Here is a 22,774-nt window from a genome sequence, read left to right on the forward strand (position 1 = left end):
TTAAAACTTTGTAAATAGAAAAATGTAAAGCGAACGTAACAAAATTCTTATATCAAAAGTGATTGACATATTTTCCAGATAAAATAAATCTTGCTTGTATTGTTCTCTTTTTGATTTTAGCGAATCATCATATCTGTATTTTACTTGTGCCCAACCTGTAAATCCAGGTCTTATTTGAAAACGTCTGTTATAAAAACGGATTTTTTCTTTCATTTCAGATACAACTTCTGGTGATTCAGGCCTTGGCCCAACAAAACTCATTTTTCCCATCAAAATATTTATCAATTCTGGAAATTTATATAAATTGGTTTTGTAAAGGAACCTTTGAATTACCGACTTCCTTTCTAAGACATTAAAGTTCAATTTACCAAAGATATGGCCATTTTTTCCAACACTGTTTAGAATGTTTAATCTGGGATTTGCACTGCTACTTAGCACTAAAATGTAAACCAATACACCAATAGGAAAAAAAATAGCAAGTAATGTAAAAGATACAACAATATCAAAAAAGCGTTTACTCAACCATTGCCAAAGGTGCATATGATCCGGGAAAAGTCTAATTAAGGGGTGTCCAATAACCTCTTCGGTTTTATGTCCGGATACAACATCATAAAACTGGGGGATAATTTTAAAAACAACTTTCATATTTTCAACAGAGGCTAATATCGACAAAATTTCATCGCGAGATCGTTCATTTATCGCAATAATAATTTCACTGACACCGTATGACCGTACAATCTCCGGAATATCCTTATAAGTTCCCAAAGATTTCAAATCGCTAAAACTTTCTTTTTGGCCACTTTTAGAAACAAACCCAATTACTTTATATAAAAGGTGTCGATTTTTGCGTATATCTTTTAAAAGCTTTCTTGATTTCTCTGTAGCTCCTACGAGCAAAGTATTTTGAGGAGCATATTCAAGAATTGACAGTTTTTTCTCAAAGGCAATTACCAAAAGACGTCCAATGTTTACAAACACAATTAGCAAAACGGCATAAAGCAAAATTGTTAAGCGGCTTTGAGAGACAATATTATTACTATCCAGAGTCACTATAAAAAAAATAAATATGCCAAATAGAATTGTCTTGCTTATTCTCCGGGTTTTATCAAACCGCGAAACATCCCAGCGCATTGAATAAAGATCGTTTAAAACAAACAGCAACAACCAGGTAAATGTAACTGCCATCATTGGTTGCAACGATAATATTTCTTCAAATGTTTGTGTTGTATTGGCCATTAGCCCAAGCTTGAACCGAACCCATATAAAAATCATCATTGACAAATTCAGAGTAATCAGGTCGCTTAACCCTAGAATCATTCTGTGCAAAAAGCGTTTTATAGAAAGCGGTGCCAATTCATTTTCAACCTGAAATGAGGTATAATCGCCATATATGGTTTTACTTTTTCGGGCTTCGAGATAACCAAGTCTTTTTAATCCAAGGGCTGAAAACGCAAGAGAAAGTATCAACATTACAAAGCCTAAAACTTGTATGTCCAGCGCCATTAAAAGTGCTGTTGCACCATAAGCAACCGAGAGCATATAAATTATATGAACTGCCTGTTTGTGGGTTAATCCAAGAAAAATAAGCCTGTGATGGAGATGGTCTTTATCTGGTTTAAAAGGATGTTTGCCATTATTCAAACGCCGGAAAAAAGAAACGGCCGTATCGCCTATTGGGATTGCTAAAGTGATAATCGGTAAGAGCATGGCAATATTTGTACTACTGTTCTCAAAAGATTTTAAACTTAATGATGCTAAAATAAATCCCAAAAACAGCGAACCGGTATCGCCCATAAAAATAGAGGCAGGATGATAATTATATCGCAAAAAACCAAGTATTCCCGCGGCCAGGGAAAGACTGAAAACAATCACCATCATATTACCGCCAACAAAGCCAATTATCGCAAATACAACCGCGACAACAAAACTTACCCCGGCTGCTAATCCATCCAGGCCATCCAGCAGGTTAACGGCATTTGTTACGCCAATTATCCATAAATATGTAATAGGAATTGAAAAATAGCCCAGTGATAAATCAGCACCAAATGGATTTATAACAACATCTATAGTGCAACCGGAATAAATTACAAGAGTTGCAGCAATAAACTGACCCAAAAATTTTCGTGCCGCATTAAGGCCTTTAAAATCATCATATGCGCCAACAGCAACTATTACAAAAATACCAAGAAGAATAAACAGGTAGTGCGAGTTTACAATGTAGTCCGGTTGGAATAATATTACACTTAAAACGATCCCGGAAAGAAATCCGCTAAATATACCAAGCCCGCCAAGTCTGGGAATAAATCCTGTATGAACCATTCGCTCATCTGGAAAGGAGCCGATTTTATTTTTGATGGCTTGTTTTTTAACCAGAGACGTAACAAGCAATGCAACGGTTGTTGCAACTATTACAACAAGAAATAATAAAGGATATGATAATTGAGCCAAAGCAATATTGCCGGAATTTTAATAGTTAAATAAAAAGCCCAGGTGGATTTCATTAAGGCTTTTCTCTTCAATTTTATCTTTTGTGTTGATCCAAATATACGAAGCGGAGAGATATAAATCGTTAAAAATTTCATATTGCAGATACAGTTTTGTACGACGCTCGGTTGTTAAGTTACCTTCAAGAAAATTGCGTGTTTCTTTAGGCTCCTCTTGTCCGGCTCCAAGGATATTTCTTCCGGTTAGTAAATTACCGCCAACATTTACACTGTCTGTATTGGCGCCCTTTTTATACTGTAAAAACTGAATGCCGCCTTTTAAACGAGCATGAAAATCTTTTTGAAGAGCCAAATAAATAACTTCAGAATTTGGTCCTGCCCAATGACCAAGCGAACGGCTATCTGATTCATAACGATTTATTTTAAATTTATGGGTATAAACCCAGGGCATAATTGCAGAGTATTCCGCCCTCAATTCGGTATTTGATAAGCCAAAAGGATCTGCTATATGCAAACCGCTTTGAATGGCGTGTTTGTTTCCCCACCAATTTGTGCCAAGCTTTTCAAATTTCATCTCATCAAGGAAAATTGTTGTATAAAATTTTAACCTGTTAATTGGAATATATTCAAAATCCAGTGAGATTGTAGCATTGTCACGGTCTCGTAATTTATGCTGTACAGCCCTGTAAAAGTTAAATGGAATTAGATAGGCCCAGTCAGCGTATCGGTTCCCGTAAATAAAAACCTCATTAATCCCAAATGTAAAATTGCTGAATGGTGCTATTTCCAGCCTATGCGCAGCAACCCATTTGTCCGGGAAAATACGCGTCTCATCAGCCAGCGTATCCGATTGAAAAGATTGCAATTTGCCATGCATGGCTGTGAATTTCCCCCAGCTCCATTCCCGGGAAACCTGAAAGTATGGATATTGCTCCGGAAAATTTGACAAAATTAATTTACCGGATTCGCCATGCCCCCAACTTATTTCCTGATGCGCAAAATGAACATCCATATACTTTGTATGCCAGGCTAATTCGCCACCGGTCCGATCTGTGAATACCACATCGCCATCTTCACTTTCCTGGCTGAAACCACTTTTAATAATCGGATCGGATTCCCTGTATCCATCATCACCCCGCACTCCCTGTAAACTAACTTTAACCTGATAAGCAAAATCATTATTAAGCGTTCCACGTGCCATATAGGACTGCTCGTTGGCATTTCGGCTAAGCTTATCTGAACGGATATCCATCGTAAATACCTGTTCATAATCGAGATAAAAATTATTAGTACTATCTTCCCAAATAAACAGGTGATTTTCTTCCTCAGGAAAATACTGATCCAAAGCTCGTGAAAAATCTTTTTGCAAATTCTTTAAGCTTGCCAAAGTGCTATACCAGTTTTGGTTTTCAGGAATTAGTGCATGTTTTTTGTCTTGAGATAATTCAAATCTGAAATCGAGAAGAAACTCATCCAGTTTTCGTACATCAATCGCTGTTAGGTCGGTTCTTTTTTTACTAAGCTCTTTTAGTGCATTGGCAACTTTAGAACGGCTGTACGGACGAACTCCATCTAATAATCTGGTAAGATGACCCAGAGTTTCCATCCTGTCAAAATAATTGTAAACAGGGTGATTAACCGGTACGGAAGCTGGGTTTTGGGCAAAACCCGGTTTTAAGAAAATTAGAAAGATAACAAGAAAAGTAATGATTTTATATTTCATGGATTGAGTCATTCGTGTAAGGAAATTTGTTTATACGCGCCCGGAAAGTAAAAACAATCATTGATTGAAACAAGCCAATTTCAAGCACATTCATTGAAGATCATAATTTTTGCACAACATGATCTAATTATTTAAGTTCGCGTTACAAACTTAATGACAATTCTGATCTTGAATGTTTCAATCAAAAAAAAGATTTGGTGCCCCTTATAAGCAAAAAGGGAGAAATATGGATTTAAATATAAACAAAATGAGTATCTCTGAGAAATTGAAAACTATGGAAGTATTGTGGGACGATATCTGCCGAAATACACCAGACTTTTCTTCACCTCAGTGGCATGAAAATGTCCTGAAAGCTAGAGAGAAAAACCTTAGAGAAGGAAAAGATAATTTTGTGGATTGGGATCGTGCTAAAAAGGATATTCGGAACTCTATTGAATGAAAATTAAGATTCTTAATTCCGCAAAAGAGGACTTAATTGAAGGATTTCATTTTTATGAATCACAAAAGCAAGGTATTGGGAAATATTTTTTAGACTCTCTTTATTCGGATATAGAATCATTACAATTATTTGCAGGGATTCATAGTATCCACTTCAATAATTACTATCGACTTTTATCAAAAAGATTCCCTTTTGCAATTTATTACCGCATTGAAGAAAATGAAATCCGGATATACGCAGCTTTAGATTGTCGCAGGGATCCTGCTTGGATAAGGTCGAGAATGCAATGATCTATCATCTTATTAGAGTTAAATCTTATTTTGAAATTATATAAAGACTATTGAAAAAGGGAAAAATAGAAATTGCATATTATTGTTATTGGTGCCGGTCATGTTGGGTTTAACCTTACAAAGCTGCTTTCTTACGAAAAACATGATGTTGTGATTATCGAAAAAGATAACGAGCGGTTTGCACGTGCCGCTGAAGCGTTGGATGCACACGCAATTCAGGGAAACGGTACAAGCTATAAATTACTGGAACAAGCCGGAATCAAAAATGCTGATCTTCTTGTTGCTGTAACGAGCAATGACGAGGTTAACCTTCTTTCAGCGTTACTTGCAAAAAAGTACAATGTTGGCAAAACCATCGCACGTGTAAAGAACCACGAATTTCTTCATCAAAACTGCCCTTTAAATGCGGAAAAAATGGATATCGATATGATAATCCATCCCGAATCTGAAACGGCAATGGGTGCTGTTAGGCTGCTTAAACAAAGTGCTGCCAATCAGCTAATTGAATTTGCAGAAGGTGAAATTGTTTTACTAGGCATCCATCTGGACCGCGACCTGGAAATACTCCGTAAGCCGCTGATTGAACTTGGTATGGAATTCTCTGAGGTAGAGTTTAGAACTGTTGCTATCCAGAGGAAAGAGACAACAAAAATCCCTGGTGGTTCTGATATGTTTCTACCCAATGACCGCATTTTTTTGGTGGTGCCCAAAAGCAAAGTTGATAAAGCTATAAAAATGTTTGGCAAAGAAAACCAATCAATAGAAAATATTATGATTTTGGGTGGTGGACAAACCGGCTATTTAATTGCACGTGAACTGGAAAAAGACTTCAATGTAAAGATAATCGAATCCAACGAAGATGCGTCAATTGATCTTGCAGAACGATTACGAAAATCTCTTGTAATAAAAGGTGATGGCCTGGATATCAACCTTTTGGCGCTGGAAGGTATTATCGATATGGATGCATTTATTGCAGTGACTGGTGAAGACGAAACAAATATTGTTGCCAGTTTAATGGCCAAGCACCTGCGTGTTCCCAAAATAATATCATTAATTAATAAAACTGAATATTCGCCCATTATCCCAACCATCGGGATTGACGCTTATCTGTCTAAACAGATGCTGACAGTGAACAGTATTTTAAAATATATCCGGCGTGGCCAAATTGTATCGGTCGCCTCTATTCCGGGAACTCCTGTTGAAGCCATCGAGCTTATCCCAAAAGAAGGATCGAAAATTACACGTAAAAAGCTAAGTGAAGCAAAAATTCCAAAAAATGTTATTTTAGGCGCTGTCCAAAGAGACGACGAAGTTTTAATCCCCATGGGCGATACGCAAATAAAAGCCGGTGATAAAGTCGTACTTTTTGCACTCCCTTCTGCAATCCATGATGTTGAAAAGATTTTTAATTAATGGTAAGAATGAAAGATTTTAAGATTGTAATATTAGTAAAAAAAATAATTAAAAGTATATTGACCTTTCACAACTTGTAAATAAAATCAAAAATAAATGTAGGACTAAAAACAAATTTTGCAATCTTTCAATATTTCAATCTTTCAATTGTTAACATGATTCATTTAAAAGTTATAATAAATACTCTTAGTGCCCTTGTTCTTTTTCTGGCGCTTTCATTAATTCCACCGGCAATCATCGCCTGGATTTATGATGAAGGGGATTTTGCATCATTTATAATCACCATCGCCATCAGCCTGATAGTTGGGTTCAGTTCATATTTTCTTTCCCGGAACCATAACCAGGAACTACGCGCAAAAGATGGGTTTATAATCGTTACTTTTGGCTGGACTATATTTTCCCTACTTGGCGCATTACCCTTTTTTATCTCAGGATTCATTCCATCTTACACCGATGCTTTTTTCGAAACTATGTCCGGTTTTTCCACAACCGGGGCAACCATTTTAACTGATATTGAAGCTTTACCTCATGGTTTATTATTTTGGCGATCGCTCACGCATTGGCTTGGTGGGATGGGAATTATCCTACTTTCTTTGGCTATATTGCCCTTGCTTGGTGTTGGCGGGATGCAGCTTTTTAAGGCAGAAGTTCCCGGGCCTTCGCCAGATAAATTGACGCCACGTATAAAACATACTGCCGAGCTTCTTTGGGGTGTTTATGTACTTTTAACAGCCGCTGAAATTGCTTTGCTTATGTTTGGTGGTATGGATTGGTTTGATTCTGTTTGTCACAGTTTTGGCACATTGGCAACGGGTGGATTTTCAACCAAAAACGCAAGTATCGGGCATTATAACAGTGCCTATGTGGATTATGTTATTACAGTTTTTATGCTACTTGCCGGATTAAATTTTTCACTGCACTACCGCGCTTTAAGAGGTAAGCCCAAAATATATTTTAAAGACCCCGAATCACTTTTTTTCTTTGCAATAATAGGCGCCGCAACATTGTTTATAACATTTAGCGTTTGGAACCAAACAGCACAGGATGTTGAATTAAGTTTTCGTCAGGGATTTTTTCAGGTAGTTAGTATTATAACAACTACCGGATACGGTACTGCCGATTATGAGCAATGGACTACAAGTTCAAGAATGGTGTTGCTTGTCCTAATGTTTTTTGGTGGTTGTGCAGGATCGACTGGTGGCGGATTAAAAATTATTCGCTCACTTATTTTGATTAAATTTAGCCTGAATGAAATAAAGCGTTTAATTCATCCCCAGGCAGTTTTGCCGGTACGCGTAGGCAAGGTTGTTGTTAGCCGCGATATTATGGCCAATGTCTCCGGGTTTTATCTTTTTTATGTATCGATTTTCGTTTTTGGTGTTTTGTTTATGAATATGCTTGGATTGAATTTCGAGACCTCACTTGGCGGCGTTGCTGCAACAATTGGCAATGTTGGCCCTGCTTTAGCTGATTTAGGCCCCACAGATAATTACAGTTTTATTCCTGATTTGGGTAAATGGTTTCTCTCCTTTTTAATGCTGGTTGGCCGTCTGGAGATTTATACGGTTTTAATAATATTCACGCCTATGTTTTGGAAGAAGTAATTCTTAATAAAGGTTTATAAAAACACAAAGTAGTTTCTGTCATTCCGAACTTGATTCGGAATCCCAATTATTTAAAACTACTGGATCCTGAAATGAATTCAGGATGACGCATATACTATAACTTTAAGCTCAAAGTAATTCTTTCATTTTTTAATTTTCCTCTTTACATCTCACCACAAACTACTTAAGTTAGGATCGCTTCCCACACCCAATTAAAATCGACCAAATTTTAAGCGGAGGGTGTCATGCGTATTTCTCTCATTTTTCTATTGCTTATATTTTTAAATATTTCTCTTGCGCAAAATTTTGCACCAGAACCATTTATTACAATCCCCGGCAATAATACAAATTGTGTTTTATTGGAGGAAGAACACCCAGGTCCTGCTCCTTTATATTTATGCTGGCAAAACATAAATAAAAAAAATTACTCAATTTTCATTCAAAAAATATCACCAGAGTTTGGTGAAATTATTACAGTGGTTTCTGACACACTCCCCTTAATAAACCCGGATATTAGTTCTGCCTCTTATTTTGACAATGATACCATTCGAATTTGTTGGCAAACTTACAAAGAAGATCATTGGCAAATTGCTTATTGCACTTTTAATGGTGAAAATTTTGGACCAATCCAGTTTATGTCCGACACCGTATTTAATGGTGAGCAACCGAAGCTGAGTATTAACCATATTGCTTGGTTAACAGGTTCAAAAATTATTGTAAAGTCTCTTTCAAGTCCGTTTAATAGTTATGAGATTGAATCCGAGTTGATTTCTAATTTTGACATTCAGCCTTACAGTGATAGAAAGCACTTTTCCATTCTTTACGAAGCAGGGCCGGATAGCCAAAAACAAATTTATCATTTAGAATATAATAAGTATCGAACCGATTCACTTTCGACTCACAAAATTTCATATGCAACACAAAATATTAACCCTATCTATAATAGTTTTATCCACGCTTTTCAAATAAAAGAAAAAGATAGATGGGGAATACAATTTGGTGGAGGGGACATAATTTCTATTGAAGGTCAAGACCTTGAAAATCCTGCACCTTATGTTTATCCGGTGATAACAGATGAATACCCTTCATCAAAATACAAGTCTTCGGAGTTTGTTGTATACAATAGTGAAAACCAAGGACAACAGGATGTTTATATCTATGGTTTGTGGTATGAAGGAAATCTGAAGATTTCTCAATCTCTGGAAAATGATGAGCATCCTACTACAGGAATTATCTCTCGTGGTGAAAATTACTGGGATAGTCTTGATGTGGTTGTTTTTTGGGAACACACAGAGAATGACAAAACAGATATCTGGTGGGCAAAAGATCATTTTGATCCTTCTACGGCTATTGAATCTAATACTCAAAAGCCAGTCAAGTTTGCATTATTTTCCAACTATCCCAACCCGTTTAATCCAACTACAATTATAAATTATGAATTAAGAATTAGGAGTGATGTAAAAATCACTGTTTATGATAATACAGGCCGGGAAATAAAAACATTGGTTAACAAAAGCCAAACATCAGGAATTCATTCAGTCACTTTCAACGCTCAAAATCTTGCTTCCGGGGTTTATTATTACAGGATTAAGGCTGGGGATTTTATTGAAACGAAAAAGATGCTTTTGCTTCGATAAGAAATACTGAAAGACAAATACTTATTTATAGGAGTAGTGATGAAAAAAACTATATGGCTAATTCTATTTTGTGTTATGGTTTTATTTGGCCAAACAATAAGCGTAAACAAAGATTCTGTATTTTTAGGAGGGCTCAATACTGATTCTTTGCTTATTTATAATTCAGGTGATACACTTTTAAGAATTGATAGCATCATTTCAAAATATGATGATTTTGGATATAACCTTGAAATTACCACAGCCGATTCAAGTTTTGGTAGATACATAAGTAACTATGAAAACGAAACAGCATTTAGTATTGCAAAACATGATACTGCTATTTTAGATTTTATCTGGGTGGATCTTTGCACAATTTGCAAAGTTTCCAGCAATTTCACTGATTCCCTTATTTTTTATAACAACTCTAATAACAATAAAGCTTTATCTATTTTTACATCTGGATACGGTTTTTCTGATTTAAAAAACAATGATTTTAATAGTTTACCGTCGTTTGTTCTTTTTGAGAACTACCCCAACCCGTTTAATCCAACTACAATTATAAATTATGAATTAAGAATTAGGAGTGATGTAAAAATCACTGTTTATGATATTGCGGGACGGGAAATAGAAACATTGGTTAACAAAAGCCAAACATCAGGAATTCATTCAGTCGCTTTCAATGCTCAAAATCTTGCTTCCGGGGTTTATTATTACAGGATTAAGGCTGGGGATTTTGTTCAAACTAAAAAGATGGTTCTATTACGATAGGAATTAAGAAGACCTTCCAGGTTTCGAAAACCTGGAAGGTCTAAAACAAAAAAACTAAGCTATTTTCTTTTTGGCAGATTCTGCCCTTTTACGGCCATTTTCATCCAATATCATTTTACGGATTCGGATGTTTTTTGGCGTTACTTCCACCAATTCATCATCATCGATAAACTCAAGATATTCTTCCAGGCTCATTTTAATTGCCGGTGCAATCTTCATCGATTTATCACTCCCGGAGGCGCGCATGTTGGTTAGCTTCTTGGCCTTCTGCACATTTACAACAATATCGCTTTCCTTGTTATAAGAACCGATAATTTGCCCCATATAAACATCCACACCCGGATCAACAAAAAACTGGCCACGGTCCTGAAGAGCATCTACGGCATAAGGAATAACCTGGCCCTGCCCCATGGAAATCATAACACCGTTTTGGCGCTGCGGGATAGAACCTTTAAAAAATTCATATTGATAGAAACGATGGTTCATTACTGCTTCACCGGTTGTTGCTGTTAACAGGCGGTTTCGCAGGCCCATTAACCCCCGCGATGGAATATGAAATACAAGGTTTTTAAAAGTGCCTTTGTCTTCAATACTTACCAGATTCCCTTTACGCGGAGAAACCAGTTCTATCACTTTGCCAGAAAACTCGCCCGGTACATCAACAACCAATTCTTCCACCGGTTCTGCTTTATGTCCATCAATTTCTTTATATATTACGCGCGGCATTCCAACAGCAAATTCATAACCTTCACGACGCATATTTTCCATCAAAATTGAGATGTGTAAAATCCCGCGCCCGGAAACTTTATAGCTATCTGGTGAACTTGTGGGTTCCACCCGCAAAGCAACATCAAGCTCTAATTCTTTCATCAAGCGGTCACGCAAATGGCGACTGGTTACATACTTGCCTTCCTTACCAAAAAATGGAGAATTGTTGATGGTAAAGGTCAGGCTGATTGTTGGTTCATCAATAGCGATAATAGGCATTGGTTCAGGGTTTTCAAAATCTGCGATTGTATCGCCAATATTTATATCCTCAATCCCAACTACAGCACAAATATCACCGGCAGGAATCAATTGTTGTTCAACCCTGCTAAGACCTTCAAAAGAAAACAACTGTTTGATACTGGCATCAACGATATCACCATTGCGGTTAACCAACTTATATTTATTGCTTGCAGAAATTTCGCCACGATAAACCCGGCCGACCCCTATTCTTCCAACATAAGGTGAATAATCCAGGGAAGTTATCTGCATTTGTGTTGTACCCTCTTTAAATTGTGGAGGAGGGATATCAGAGATAATTTTCTCAATCAAAGCAGTCATGTTATCTGTTACAACTTCCGGATCGGTGCTGGCCCAGCCTGCTTTTGCCGATGAATAAATCACCGGAAACTCCAACTGGTCATCATCTGCACCAAGATCGATAAACAAATCATAAATCTCATCCAAAACTTCCAATGGTCTTGCTTGCGGACGATCCATTTTATTGATAACCACGATTGGTTTTAAATGGAGCGCCAAAGCTTTTTGCAGTACAAACCGTGTTTGTGGCATGGTTCCTTCAAAAGCATCCACCAAAAGCAAAACACCGTTTGCCATTTTTAAAACACGTTCCACCTCGCCGCCAAAGTCGGCATGGCCCGGCGTATCGATAATATTAATTTTATAATCGCCATGACGGATTGAAATATTTTTGGCCAGGATTGTAATACCGCGCTCCCGCTCAAGATCATTGGAATCCATAAAGCGTTCCTGGAACTGTTCATTTTCCCTGAAGAAATTTTCTTGTTTTAAAACTTCATCCACCAAGGTTGTTTTGCCATGATCCACGTGTGCAATGATGGCAATATTTCGAATCTTATTTATATCCATTATAATTTTTCTCTACTTTTTAAAAATCTTGATTTTAATTTTCAGTTTCAAATAACCTCCAAGGTTCTTTAACAACTTTGCAGGTTGCTTTTTAACCCAAATAAAAACGGAGCTGATAAAATAACCAGCTCCGTTGAATTTTTAGTTTCTTCATTGTTCTTTCTGGAAGGTGCGAATTTAAGAAAAGGGCTACCTGTAAGCAAATGGAAAATTTCTATTTTTCATTAGACATATTTCTCAAAAAGCCCGGTTTTATATTTGAATAAATTCAGCAGGTGTCATAGCCGGAATTGGACTTTTTTTATAATGCTTAATATTTCGAGTCAAAATATAGCTTGCATTTATTGCATTAGCTGCTGCAACCTGTAAGGCATCTTCAAAATCTGGCAAACCTAAACTAATTGCAAACAATGCATCTTGTGTTTTTGTAGGTGAAATTTTTACAAACTGTAATAAATCTTGAATAAACCCAATATTAGTTTTGTTTGGATTACCTTTCTCAGTGATGTAATAAAAATTTGCTATACTATGCCAGGCAATAAATGCTTTAACTTGTCCATTTTCAGCGTATTCTAAAACAGTCGATGAACTTTCAACAAAAGGTTCTCGCCCCAGCCCCACATCGAGTAAAATATCCGTATCAATAAGAATTGTATTCATAAATAGCGTTCTTTTAGCTTTTTGAACCGTGGATCATTCTCATCCTTGATAGCACTCTTTAGTTTACCTTGCCATTTGTCTGTGAAAGATTCTTCCTTCTCGTCGATGGCCTTATATAACAGGTTTTCAATGAATTGTGAAACTGAAATACCCTGCTTGCGGGTAAATTTTTTTGTCCGGTGAATAAGTTGATCGTTAATAGTCAGGTTAATTTTTTGTTTCATTATTATACTCCCATACGTATACATATTTTAATATACGCATAATCATCGAAAACACAACTTTTTTTTAAAGAGTTTTGGCAATCCTATATGTCGTTTTGAAAGTTTCTCTCTTTTAGCTAAGTTACAAATGTCTAAAGAATTTTATGAGAATAATAGTGAATTTAAACGAACTTGCACTACTGATCTACCAGTTTTTTAAGCGCAATTTATGGACCACCAATATTGATGAAATGAGCCGCTTCAGGCGCTTCCTGTTCAAACAACTTCGCATATTGGTTTTAGCCATCCGCGGATTTATGAGTGATAAATGCCCGCTTCATGCATCGGCATTGACATATTACTCCATGCTTTCATTAGTACCCGTTGCAGCTTTGGCCTTTGGTATTTCTAAAGGCTTTGGCATGCAGGAAACACTAAAACAAAAACTATTGGAAGAACTGCCGGAACATAAAGATGTTGTGGAATGGATTGTCACTTTTGCAGATTCCTTATTGCAGGTAAGCCGTAGCGGACTCATCGCAGGCATCGGGATTGTTTTACTTATCTGGGCGGCAATCCGGGTTTTAGGAAACATTGAAGAGTCTCTCAATAATATCTGGTCGGTAAAACGCGGGCGCTCATTTATCCGCAAGTTTTCGGACTATCTTTCTATTATGATAATCGGCCCGATTATATTTCTTGTATCCAGCAGTGTTGCTGTTTTTATTCGCACCCAGGTAACCGATCTGGCGCAGCAGGTGGATGTTTTAAATGTAATGGACCCTGTAATAATTTTTCTGCTCAGGCTTATTCCCTACACTTTAATCTGGTTGCTCTTTACACTTACTTACATGATTATCCCAAACACGAGGGTTAAATTTAAAGCCGCAGTTTATGGTGCGGTGGTGGCGGGAACACTTTATCAGTTTGTGCAAGTGCTGTACATTGGTTTTCAGATTGGAGCAGCAAAATACAGCGCTATATATGGCAGTTTTGCAGCATTGCCACTCTTCTTAATCTGGGTTCAGCTTAGTTGGTTTATAGTTTTGTTTGGCGCAGAACTAAGTTATGCATTCCAAAATGTACCTGCGTATATATTTGAAAAAGAGTCCGGCAAGATAAGCGGTTTTTATAAAAAAGTGCTGGCTTTAAATATCGCCCATGTGATAATAAAAAATTTTGAGAATGGTGATAAACCGCTAACAACCAAACAAGTATCAAAAGAGTCGGAAATCCCGGAAAACATAACCCGCGAAATAATTACTGACTTGAAAGATGCCGGGATATTTTCTAAAGTTACTAAGGGCAAGCGGGGGTTTGCTTTTCAGCCGGCGAGTGACATAAGCCAGTTAACAATCCAGGATGTTTTGCTGGCCCTTGAAAACCAGGGTGGTGATAACACTCAATTTTCAGGCTCGGATTTGCGGACAGAGCTGGCTATAAGGCTACAAAAATTTGATGCTTTGTTAAAAACAGATTCTCACAATGTGCTTCTAAAAGATATTAATCCGGAAAAAGCAGGCTAACTAACGGTCAAATATCTCTCAATCTTGATGCCAATTTAATTTAAGTGTCGATATATCCGTCTATTATTTATGATAAACTAATTTTTTAATGGATGGAAAATGGAAATTCAAGACCAGATTGAAAAAATCAGAAATGAGATTAAAAGGCATGAATACAATTATCTTGTCCTCGATGAGTCAACTATTTCAGAATATGAACTCAATTCTTTAAAACTTGAATTGGATCGATTGGAATCTGCCGTGAGGCAAAAGGTTTCTTTTGAAGAATTTGCTCTCTAATTTTCATACCGGACACAATCTAATCATTCTGCTAAATAAAACCCTTTTTCCAAAGCCCTGATTCTTCTTCAAATTCAAACCCATTATTCTCCAAAATCCTAATAGATTTTTTATTCTCCGGATCTGGATCTGCAATTATTTTTATGGGGTTTACCTGGTAATTCTTAAATCAACAAATGATTTGATTAACATTGTTCCAAAACTTTTTCCTGTAAAATCAGCTCTGCAATAAAAAAATCTATCCTAAATATACCTTCAGTTTGTGAACTCCACTCACCTTCTGGAACTACCTGCCACTCTAAAATAAGCCTGTTTTTTCATTGCCTTTGCGGTTCCTATTTAGTATAATTTATAACCGATTGGTTGGGGTTTTGGTGCAAGGTATATAACTCTTTTTTTAACACCTTGCCAAAGCCACACCATCAAAAGACGATAGCGCTTTTCCAAACAGTAAGAGTTTCATGAGCAAACACTAAGAGTTTCCCCAGCAAACTCTATGAGTTTTAGATACAAACTCTAAGAGTTTTGAGTTAGACGTTAAATGAAATAAATAAAAGCGCGTGTTAAACGCGGTATGTTTTTTTGAGAAATTTGAATAAAACAATTGATTTCTACCTGGATTGGTGTAAAGATACAATATCCAAACGAGGATTAAACACACTAATACTATGTTATGGCTTTAGAAAAAATAATAATGAATAATCAAAAATTACTAAAAACCACCGGCTGGATTTTAATAGTTTCAACAACTTTATTTATTAATTGTGTCCCATCCTATTCTATTAATGATCATTTAAAAAAGAAGTTGTCTGACCGGATTAATCTTTTGGTACTTTTTACCTGTACACCTAAAGTAAAAGATAATGACATAATTCTTAGAAGCTTGAAAAATAAAAATCTTTCAAAAGGGTATTTTGATAAATTCCGTTCTTGTACACCCGAATTAATACGGAATTCAACGGGGATTGATTCTGTGGATATAAAAGTTGTTGAAAATTTTTCTTTCAATAATTATAAAGCTTTTAATATTGAGCAAAATAAAAAAATAGATATCTATTTTCCTGATATGAAAGGAATAAAACAAATATCTGATAATATGAACATCGTTTTGATTTTTCAAGAAATAACAATTATTGTCAGTGATATTAATGAGAGGAGTTCTTTTTCAACATATGTAGAAGGTTACGGGATGCAACCAATTCTAACAAATTCTATGGTTCCCTACTTAATATCTGGAGGTATCTTCTCACTATGGGATATAAATGATAATAAACTAATAGATTATGGTAAATTCATTATTAAGGATCCTATAGATGATATATCAAAAATGTGGATCACTTCTTTCAACAATATTATAAGAGAAAGTGTATTAAAAACATCACTCATGCAGTAAAGGTGGTGCCATAACAAAAGGTTCAAGGCGAATTTGCTCGTGGGAGCATGATTTCGGTTTGGAGGGTTTCAAACAACTCGCCTTAACCTCAGTCGTTAGCTTTGCAGACATGGATACTAAAAGGTAATGTAATTATGACGTCTAATAAAAAAAATAACATTGTTGGAAATAGTTGGTTAGTGCCATTTGTAGAATCTTTTATAAGAACTTTATCTCATCTCTCTGTGTATCATATCATTGTGAAATGGAAAAGAAAAAACGGAAAATGGCCAGATGATGAATTAATAAGATTTGCTTTTGTCGAAACATATGTTATATCATATCCTACTATACTTTTCCTTTTATTCCTATTATCAAATTGCTATTGTCTATCGTATTTACTTTATATGGCAGCTGGTATTGCTATTTATCGATTATTTGATTTACTCCATGGACACTTTTCTATTTTGATTTTTGAAATGCAAAGGAAACGAAAAGATGAAAATGGTCATTACATCCTTGTTCGCCATTCAGTCAGATGGTTTTTGCTTTTATTGATAAACCTCATCGATATAACGCTTTGTTTTAGTGTTGTTTATCTAACTTTTGGATTTTTATTCACCCCAGAAATATCTTCACGTATCGATGCGCTTTATCAAGTTTTTGGGACATTCACAACAATCGCTGGTTCTGTTTCAAGCCCAATGGGAATCTATGGGAAATTATTGGTTATTTTTCATCTAATATATCTTATAATTATGTTCGTAATTGTTTTACCAATCATTATTTCTACTATCCGTGGAAAGGAAGTTACTACAGAGGTTTTTGGTACAGAAGCAGGACAAGACAAGAGATATGATAAGAAAAGCTAACAAATTATGATTGTTCAGAAGATTTAATATGGATATCGATAAAGTAGTTATTAATAATTTCAGGTCTTTAAATAAATGCTCTGTAGTAGGTGGGAATATAACAGCTTTTGTTAGAGCTAATAATTCTTGAAAGTCTGCTTTAATAAGAGCTTAAATGCATTCTTTAATTATGAAATTGAAGAGAACCAGGTCCGGTTTTAATTGTGACCAATAGAACCAATATTAAGAATGAGTTTTGGTAATAAATAATCTAACATCATATAAGGAGGAAATATTATGGGAGCAAAAGAAGATGATGAAAAGGCTTATACAACTTATGATGATATAGTTGGCCGTTCAATACGAAGAGGGACAAGAAAAGCAATTAAAGCCTTATCTTTTGGATTGCTTGGGGGTGGGGACCCAGTAGAAGGTTCTTTGAAGAATTTAGCACAGGATGCTGCTGAAGAATTACCGACAGCCATTGGACGTTCTCGTAAGAATCGAGAATAGAACAACGAAAAGCTCATCTTAGGCTACAATTTCAGTGGTTAGTAACAAAGTTAATGCTAACACGGATTAAAGTTAATTTGCCACACGTAGCATGATTTCGGTTTGGGAGTTTTACAAGTGGCAAATCAGCTTATCGCAAATCGCCTAAATACTCAACGTTATTATGTGGTCTATTATACTGTGGAGGAATTATGACTAAATATTTACAAGTATATGTGTTAATATCAGCTATTATTTTATTTAATAGTTGTGTTGTAAAACCTTTACTATATCATTCTGAAGCAGAATTACCGTATTATTCAAAAACTACTCTCACAAATTTTGAATTAATTATCAAGGAGAAAAAATCAAGTGATTATCTAAAATTTGGGATTATTTGTGCAACTGACAATAATAAAACTAAATACATTCTAATTGCTCCAGGAAATCAAAATAGCTCTATAAGGGATATGAATAACGTTCGTTTAGATCGGTCAATAACCCTATTGAAAAAACAAGCCCAAGAATTATTAAAAAGTCTGGAATATTCAATTAATAATTGGTCTAAAAACATTCCACAACTTAATGGTATAAATATTGAGTATTTGGTTGCTCCTGAACAAGAAATAATTCAACAAAGCGATAATGTTGTCACATGGTATCCAACCCTTAAATTTAATTATCAAAACAATTCTAAGGGTCCTCTTGGTATTGTAATATTGGGAGAAGGGTTTCTAAAATATTATTACGAACTTAATAGTATTGGAAAATTGGAAAATTTTAGAGATTTATTAAAAATAGCAATCACAAAAATATAACAATAAACCACATGCCACGGGCATTAAGTAGGATGCTTCACGCTGACGGTGAATCGGCAAACCCAAGCGTATCAATCGTTCACGCCTCTTATCGCAAGCCGTTATTCGTTTTTGGGTTTTATTTATGAGTTACAAAAGTATGAGCTTTTCCTTTGTATGTGTCCCATGGTAATTTCGCAAGTAGCTTTCCCTTGATATCAAAGATATAGTAAATCTGTTCATCTACTCCAATTTCGATATCAATCTTACCATCAGCCTGGTAATCTGTAAAATTAATACTTTTAATTTTTGAACCCAATGGTTTAACTTCCATATACCATAACTGAGAACCCTGTTTTGGACCAGGTCCATTGTATGGCGGTGCCTGGCCTGAAATACTATCTGCTTTGAAAAGAGCAAAAGTATTTGGGTAAATATTAGAAAGTTTTTTTTCTTTTAAATGATTATTCACTGCAGAAAAGGCAATCAGGTTATTTTTCGGTTCATAAACAGTTTTAAGGATATGCCCGGGATGTTGGTAGCGCATTTGTTCTTCCCCATTATGGTTTACCATTATTAAGCCACTGGGAAACCAGCCGATTTCCTGATAAGAAAGCAATAACTGTTTATTGTTATGTTTTAAAAAATCGCCTGCTGTTAATTCTGATGTGCGGTAACGACTTGAGTTACCTCCATCATTGTAAAATATTTCTTTAAATGGATAAAACCGCCAAAGCTCCTCTCCTTTATATGAATATGCAATGGTGTTACCGGATTCTGCCGGTCTAAGTGTTTTATACCCATGAACTCCTAAGACTATCTCTTTTTTCCCATCATTATTAAGATCAATTATCAAAGCAGATTTCTTCTTCAAATAAAATGGCCTGCTAAATAATAGACTTCCCTCAACATCAAGCACATGGAAACCCTGCTCTTTTATATCAAATTCAAAAGGCTCGCAGTAGCTGTCATAATTTTCTATAAGAAAGAAGCCAAAAACAAATAGCACAATAATTATAAAAGATATTGATAAATGACTATTAGAAAATCTATTATTATTTATACTTTCCACTTCTTTCAAAAATTGTTCAAAAGGAGTTTCTAATACTTTGGCCAACTCAATAAAAGTACTTTCACGAAACTGAGTTATCTTTCCGCCCTCAAGTGTTTTTATCGTTCTTGCGCTTAATTTGCCGTGTGCTAACCTTATGAGGTCTGCGTTAGATAAGTTTAATTCCCGGCGCTTTGTTTTAAGCCAATTACTGAATGCGGGTTGTTTTATTCTAATCGTGTTTTTTTTCATGACGGTTTAAAATACACGTTTTTGCACTTTTTTGCACTTGTTTGTCATTAAAAAATGATTAAAAATAACAAAGTGTAACCCTTAGTAAAGACGACTTTATTCAAGCCAGTTTAAATTAACTAACACTTTTAATTTTGTGCTAAAAATACATATTAGATACAATAAGGGAAAATGATATGAAAAAAGTTAATTTCGGTTTACTATTTTTATTCACATTTACACTGAATGTCTATTCTCAAATACAGGGTACTTTAATATTTGAAAATGGTAAAACTCAAGAATTTCAAGATATTGAATATATTTCAATTTATATCAATGATGGAAATAAGTATTATTCTGCTACTAAAAAAGGAATACCTGTCCATTACAATAATTCAATTAGAGAAGTACCTTATAATAAGCTTGAACTATTTGAAGTAAATACTTTTCAATTATATGAAACTCGTGTACTTGGTGGTAGATATGTAAAGAAATTAAGAGGTACTGTAAATATTAAGACATCAACAAGTATCTCGACTCTAACAAAATATGAATTAAAGTCAATAACAATATTATTAGTGGATGAATTAACTGGAGAAATTAAAAAGCAAACTGTCGAATTTTTATTAAACAATAGATTAAATATTCGTAAAATAAAGTTCAAAGATACTTCTAATTCATCTCAAATTAATCATTTAAATAACAATACTAACTTTGGTTGTAATGATGCTGCATCATGTTGGAAGTATGGCTATACTATTTATGAGCAGGCATTAGATGAATATAAGTACAAACGGAAAATGAATGCATCTTTGAAGAAAGAGTTTAGAATAGCAAGTGTTTATATGGAAAAAGCAATAAGTTTAGATCCATCAAAATATAGTTATTATCTATTATTAAGTAATGTTTATAGAATGACTAAAGATAAAGAAAATGGAATTATGATTGTAAAAAAAGGTCTTAAATATTGGCCCAATGATGAATCGTTAAAAATGGCGTTAAATTATCTTTCAAAGTTGTAACAAATTAATGCTAAAACCCAATATTTAATGGAGTCTGATATCAAGTGAAATTTTTATGAAGACGTATATTTACAGTTGTCTAATCTTATTTTCAATACTAAGTATTACTTTACTCAATGCACAAAATACTGCTCCAGAGGTTACCAATGTAAGCTTTAGCCAACGTAATGATGGTAGTTTTATGGTAGATGTTTATTACGATCTAAACGATGCCGATTGCGACACCATGGTTGTTACGATGCTAGCTTCTGATGATGCCGGAGTAACTTATAACTTAAGTGCCGATAGTACAAGCGAAGATATAGGTGCAGATATCCTAAGCGGAATAGGTAAACATATTGTTTGGGATTTTGGTGCAGAACACCCGCAAATATATAATGATCAAATACAAGTCAAAATAATTGCAAATGACAACTTTGATGAACCAGAAACAGGAACAGTAACCGACATTGATGGAAATGTTTACAAAACAGTAAAAATAGGTGATCAGTGGTGGATGGCCGAGAACCTGAAAGTAACCCGCTACAGCAATGGCGAAGCTATCCCAAATGTTACAGATAATTCCGAATGGTCAAATTTAAGCACAGGTGCTTATTGCGCTTATGAGAATGCAGATAGCAATATTTCTATTTATGGCCTGTTATACAACTGGTATGCGGTGCTCGACGCCCGCAATATAGCGCCCGCAGGCTGGCATATACCTACCGATGAAGAATGGAAAGAATTGGAAATGCATCTGGGCATGAGCCAAAGTGAGGCGGATGATACATTTTGGCGTGGTACGGATGAAGGTAGTAAGTTAAAATCAGAGAGTGGCTGGTACAATAATGGTAACAGCACCAACTTAAGTGGCTTTTCAGCCCTTCCGGGCGGTTACCGCAACTACAGCAGTGGTTCATTCAGCTTCCTAAGTAACGACGGGCTCTGGTGGTCTAGTACAGAGTTCTATAGTTACTATGTCTGGAGCCGCGATCTGCATTACAATCATTCAGACGTCCACCGCGGCGGCAACGATGTGCGAAGCGGCTTTAGTGTTCGTTGTGTCAGGGATTAGTTAATTCACATTTGTTTTAAAATATATGGAAACATTAGTGAGACTATTTCAAATATCAATTTACCTTTTTAGCCTATCCATCAATTTATTTGCCCAAAATACAGCGCCAGAAGTAACCAACGTTACTTTTACCCAGCGCACCGATGGCAGTTTTATGGTTGATGTTTATTTCGATCTAAACGATGCTGATGGAGATGAGATGACCGTAACCATGCAGGTTTCAGATGACGCCGGATCTACTTTCAATTTTATCGCTGAACAGATAAGCGGGGATATTGGAGAAAATATACCATCTGGTACTGGCAAACACATTGTCTGGGATTTTGGCGACGAGCACCCGCAAACATACAGTGACCAGATACAAATAAAAATCATTGCAGTTGATAATTTTGAAGGACCAAAAACAGAAACTGTAACCGACATTGACGGTAATGTATATAAAACAGTAAAAATAGGTGATCAGTGGTGGATGGCAGAGAACTTGAAAGTCACCCATTACCGAAACGGTGATGCTATACCCAATGTAACCGATAATACAGAATGGACAAACCTTACAACAGGTGCAAATTGTGCCTATAACAATGATAATGGCAATATTGAAACATACGGCTTGCTGTACAACTGGTATGCCGTGGATGACAGCCGCAACATAGCCCCGGAAGGCTGGCATATACCGACCGATGAAGAGTGGAAGAAGTTGGAAATACATCTGGGTATGAGCAAAAGTGAAGCAAATGAAATAGATTGGCGAGGAGCAAGTGTAGGCGGTAAACTAAAAGAAACGGGTACCAGCCATTGGTTCAGTCCTAATACCGGCGCTACAAACGAGAGCGAATTTACTGCACTTCCAGGTGCTTATAGACCCTTCTTTCACATAGGTAAAATCGGTTATTGGTGGTCTTCTATTGCCAGTGACAGTAGCAACGCTTGGTATCGCAGCCTTCTTTACTTTCGTTCAGACATCAGGCGTAATTGGCTCCATAAGTACTTTGGTTTCAGTATTCGTTGTGTTAAAGATTGATCTTGTATTCAATTCAATTTAAAGATATAGGAGGAAAATTCTT

Annotated in this window: 21 protein-coding genes; 15 read left to right on the forward strand and 6 right to left on the reverse strand. The window is 35.7% G+C overall.

Features of this window, described 5'->3' with window-relative positions; all coding sequences use genetic code 11:
- Both HND50_03995 and HND50_04000 read right to left on the reverse strand, forming a co-directional pair.
- Positions 1-2,448, reverse strand: a complete 2,448-nt coding sequence (locus tag HND50_03995; GenBank protein ID NOG44364.1) for a hypothetical protein — start codon at positions 2,446-2,448, stop codon at positions 1-3.
- Positions 2,449-2,466: 18 nt separating this feature from the next.
- Complete coding sequence (locus HND50_04000) at positions 2,467-4,167, reverse strand: hypothetical protein (protein ID NOG44365.1); 1,701 nt, start codon at positions 4,165-4,167, stop codon at positions 2,467-2,469.
- Positions 4,168-4,393: 226 nt separating this feature from the next.
- Between HND50_04000 and HND50_04005 the strand changes: the two genes are divergently transcribed.
- The 6 genes from HND50_04005 (at position 4,394) to HND50_04030 (ending at position 10,297) form a co-directional block, all read left to right on the forward strand.
- Positions 4,394-4,606: an addiction module protein gene (locus HND50_04005; GenBank protein ID NOG44366.1), complete on the forward strand. Its 213-nt coding sequence runs from the start codon at positions 4,394-4,396 to the stop codon at positions 4,604-4,606.
- A complete protein-coding gene (locus HND50_04010) occupies positions 4,603-4,896 on the forward strand; it encodes a type II toxin-antitoxin system RelE/ParE family toxin (protein NOG44367.1) in 294 nt (97 codons plus the stop codon). Before HND50_04005 ends, HND50_04010 begins: the two co-directional genes overlap by 4 nt.
- 72 nt (positions 4,897-4,968) lie before the next feature.
- Entirely contained in the window at positions 4,969-6,309 is a 1,341-nt protein-coding gene (gene trkA, locus HND50_04015; GenBank protein ID NOG44368.1) for a Trk system potassium transporter TrkA, read from the forward strand.
- Positions 6,310-6,464: 155 nt separating this feature from the next.
- A complete protein-coding gene (locus tag HND50_04020) occupies positions 6,465-7,913 on the forward strand; it encodes a TrkH family potassium uptake protein (protein ID NOG44369.1) in 1,449 nt (482 codons plus the stop codon).
- 245 nt (positions 7,914-8,158) lie between these two features.
- Positions 8,159-9,550: a T9SS type A sorting domain-containing protein gene (locus tag HND50_04025; GenBank protein NOG44370.1), complete on the forward strand. Its 1,392-nt coding sequence runs from the start codon at positions 8,159-8,161 to the stop codon at positions 9,548-9,550.
- Between the two features lie 39 nt (positions 9,551-9,589).
- A complete protein-coding gene (locus HND50_04030; protein NOG44371.1) occupies positions 9,590-10,297 on the forward strand; it encodes a T9SS type A sorting domain-containing protein in 708 nt (235 codons plus the stop codon).
- 54 nt (positions 10,298-10,351) lie between these two features.
- Here the strand turns inward: HND50_04030 and typA are convergent, their stop codons facing one another.
- The 3 genes from typA to HND50_04045 all read right to left on the reverse strand — a co-directional run bounded on the left by typA (position 10,352) and on the right by HND50_04045 (position 13,056).
- Positions 10,352-12,166: a translational GTPase TypA gene (typA, locus tag HND50_04035; GenBank protein ID NOG44372.1), complete on the reverse strand. Its 1,815-nt coding sequence runs from the start codon at positions 12,164-12,166 to the stop codon at positions 10,352-10,354.
- 258 nt (positions 12,167-12,424) lie between these two features.
- Entirely contained in the window at positions 12,425-12,832 is a 408-nt protein-coding gene (locus HND50_04040) for a PIN domain-containing protein (GenBank protein ID NOG44373.1), read from the reverse strand.
- Positions 12,829-13,056, reverse strand: coding sequence for a hypothetical protein (locus HND50_04045; protein NOG44374.1), 228 nt, complete (start codon positions 13,054-13,056; stop codon positions 12,829-12,831). Before HND50_04045 ends, HND50_04040 begins: the two co-directional genes overlap by 4 nt.
- Before the next feature lie 155 nt (positions 13,057-13,211).
- Here HND50_04045 and HND50_04050 point away from each other — a divergent pair, with 155 nt between their 5' ends.
- The 6 genes from HND50_04050 to HND50_04075 all read left to right on the forward strand — a co-directional run bounded on the left by HND50_04050 (position 13,212) and on the right by HND50_04075 (position 18,373).
- A complete protein-coding gene (locus HND50_04050; GenBank protein ID NOG44375.1) occupies positions 13,212-14,561 on the forward strand; it encodes a YihY family inner membrane protein in 1,350 nt (449 codons plus the stop codon).
- Between the two features lie 99 nt (positions 14,562-14,660).
- Positions 14,661-14,840, forward strand: coding sequence for a hypothetical protein (locus tag HND50_04055; protein NOG44376.1), 180 nt, complete (start codon positions 14,661-14,663; stop codon positions 14,838-14,840).
- A 694-nt stretch (positions 14,841-15,534) separates the two neighbouring features.
- Entirely contained in the window at positions 15,535-16,233 is a 699-nt protein-coding gene (locus HND50_04060) for a hypothetical protein (protein NOG44377.1), read from the forward strand.
- Between the two features lie 134 nt (positions 16,234-16,367).
- Positions 16,368-17,084, forward strand: a complete 717-nt coding sequence (locus HND50_04065; protein NOG44378.1) for a hypothetical protein — start codon at positions 16,368-16,370, stop codon at positions 17,082-17,084.
- Positions 17,085-17,360: 276 nt separating this feature from the next.
- Entirely contained in the window at positions 17,361-17,576 is a 216-nt protein-coding gene (locus HND50_04070) for a hypothetical protein (protein ID NOG44379.1), read from the forward strand.
- Positions 17,577-17,767: 191 nt separating this feature from the next.
- Positions 17,768-18,373 carry a hypothetical protein gene (locus HND50_04075; protein ID NOG44380.1) on the forward strand — a complete coding sequence of 202 codons (606 nt, stop codon included), beginning with the start codon at positions 17,768-17,770 and terminating at the stop codon, positions 18,371-18,373.
- 118 nt (positions 18,374-18,491) lie between these two features.
- Here HND50_04075 and HND50_04080 read toward each other — a convergent pair whose 3' ends face one another.
- Positions 18,492-19,655 carry a hypothetical protein gene (locus tag HND50_04080; protein ID NOG44381.1) on the reverse strand — a complete coding sequence of 388 codons (1,164 nt, stop codon included), beginning with the start codon at positions 19,653-19,655 and terminating at the stop codon, positions 18,492-18,494.
- 176 nt (positions 19,656-19,831) lie between these two features.
- Here HND50_04080 and HND50_04085 point away from each other — a divergent pair, with 176 nt between their 5' ends.
- The 3 genes from HND50_04085 (at position 19,832) to HND50_04095 (ending at position 22,731) form a co-directional block, all read left to right on the forward strand.
- Positions 19,832-20,656 (forward strand): hypothetical protein, encoded by an 825-nt coding sequence (locus HND50_04085; GenBank protein ID NOG44382.1) that lies wholly within the window; start codon positions 19,832-19,834, stop codon positions 20,654-20,656.
- 238 nt (positions 20,657-20,894) lie between these two features.
- Positions 20,895-21,710, forward strand: a complete 816-nt coding sequence (locus HND50_04090; protein NOG44383.1) for a hypothetical protein — start codon at positions 20,895-20,897, stop codon at positions 21,708-21,710.
- A 25-nt stretch (positions 21,711-21,735) separates the two neighbouring features.
- On the forward strand, positions 21,736-22,731 hold the full coding sequence (locus HND50_04095; GenBank protein ID NOG44384.1) for a hypothetical protein: 996 nt from the start codon (positions 21,736-21,738) through the stop codon (positions 22,729-22,731).
- The last annotated feature ends 43 nt before the right edge of the window (positions 22,732-22,774 follow it).

This window comes from Calditrichota bacterium, from assembly GCA_013112635.1.
Classification (GTDB): domain Bacteria; phylum Calditrichota; class Calditrichia; order Calditrichales; family J004; genus JABFGF01.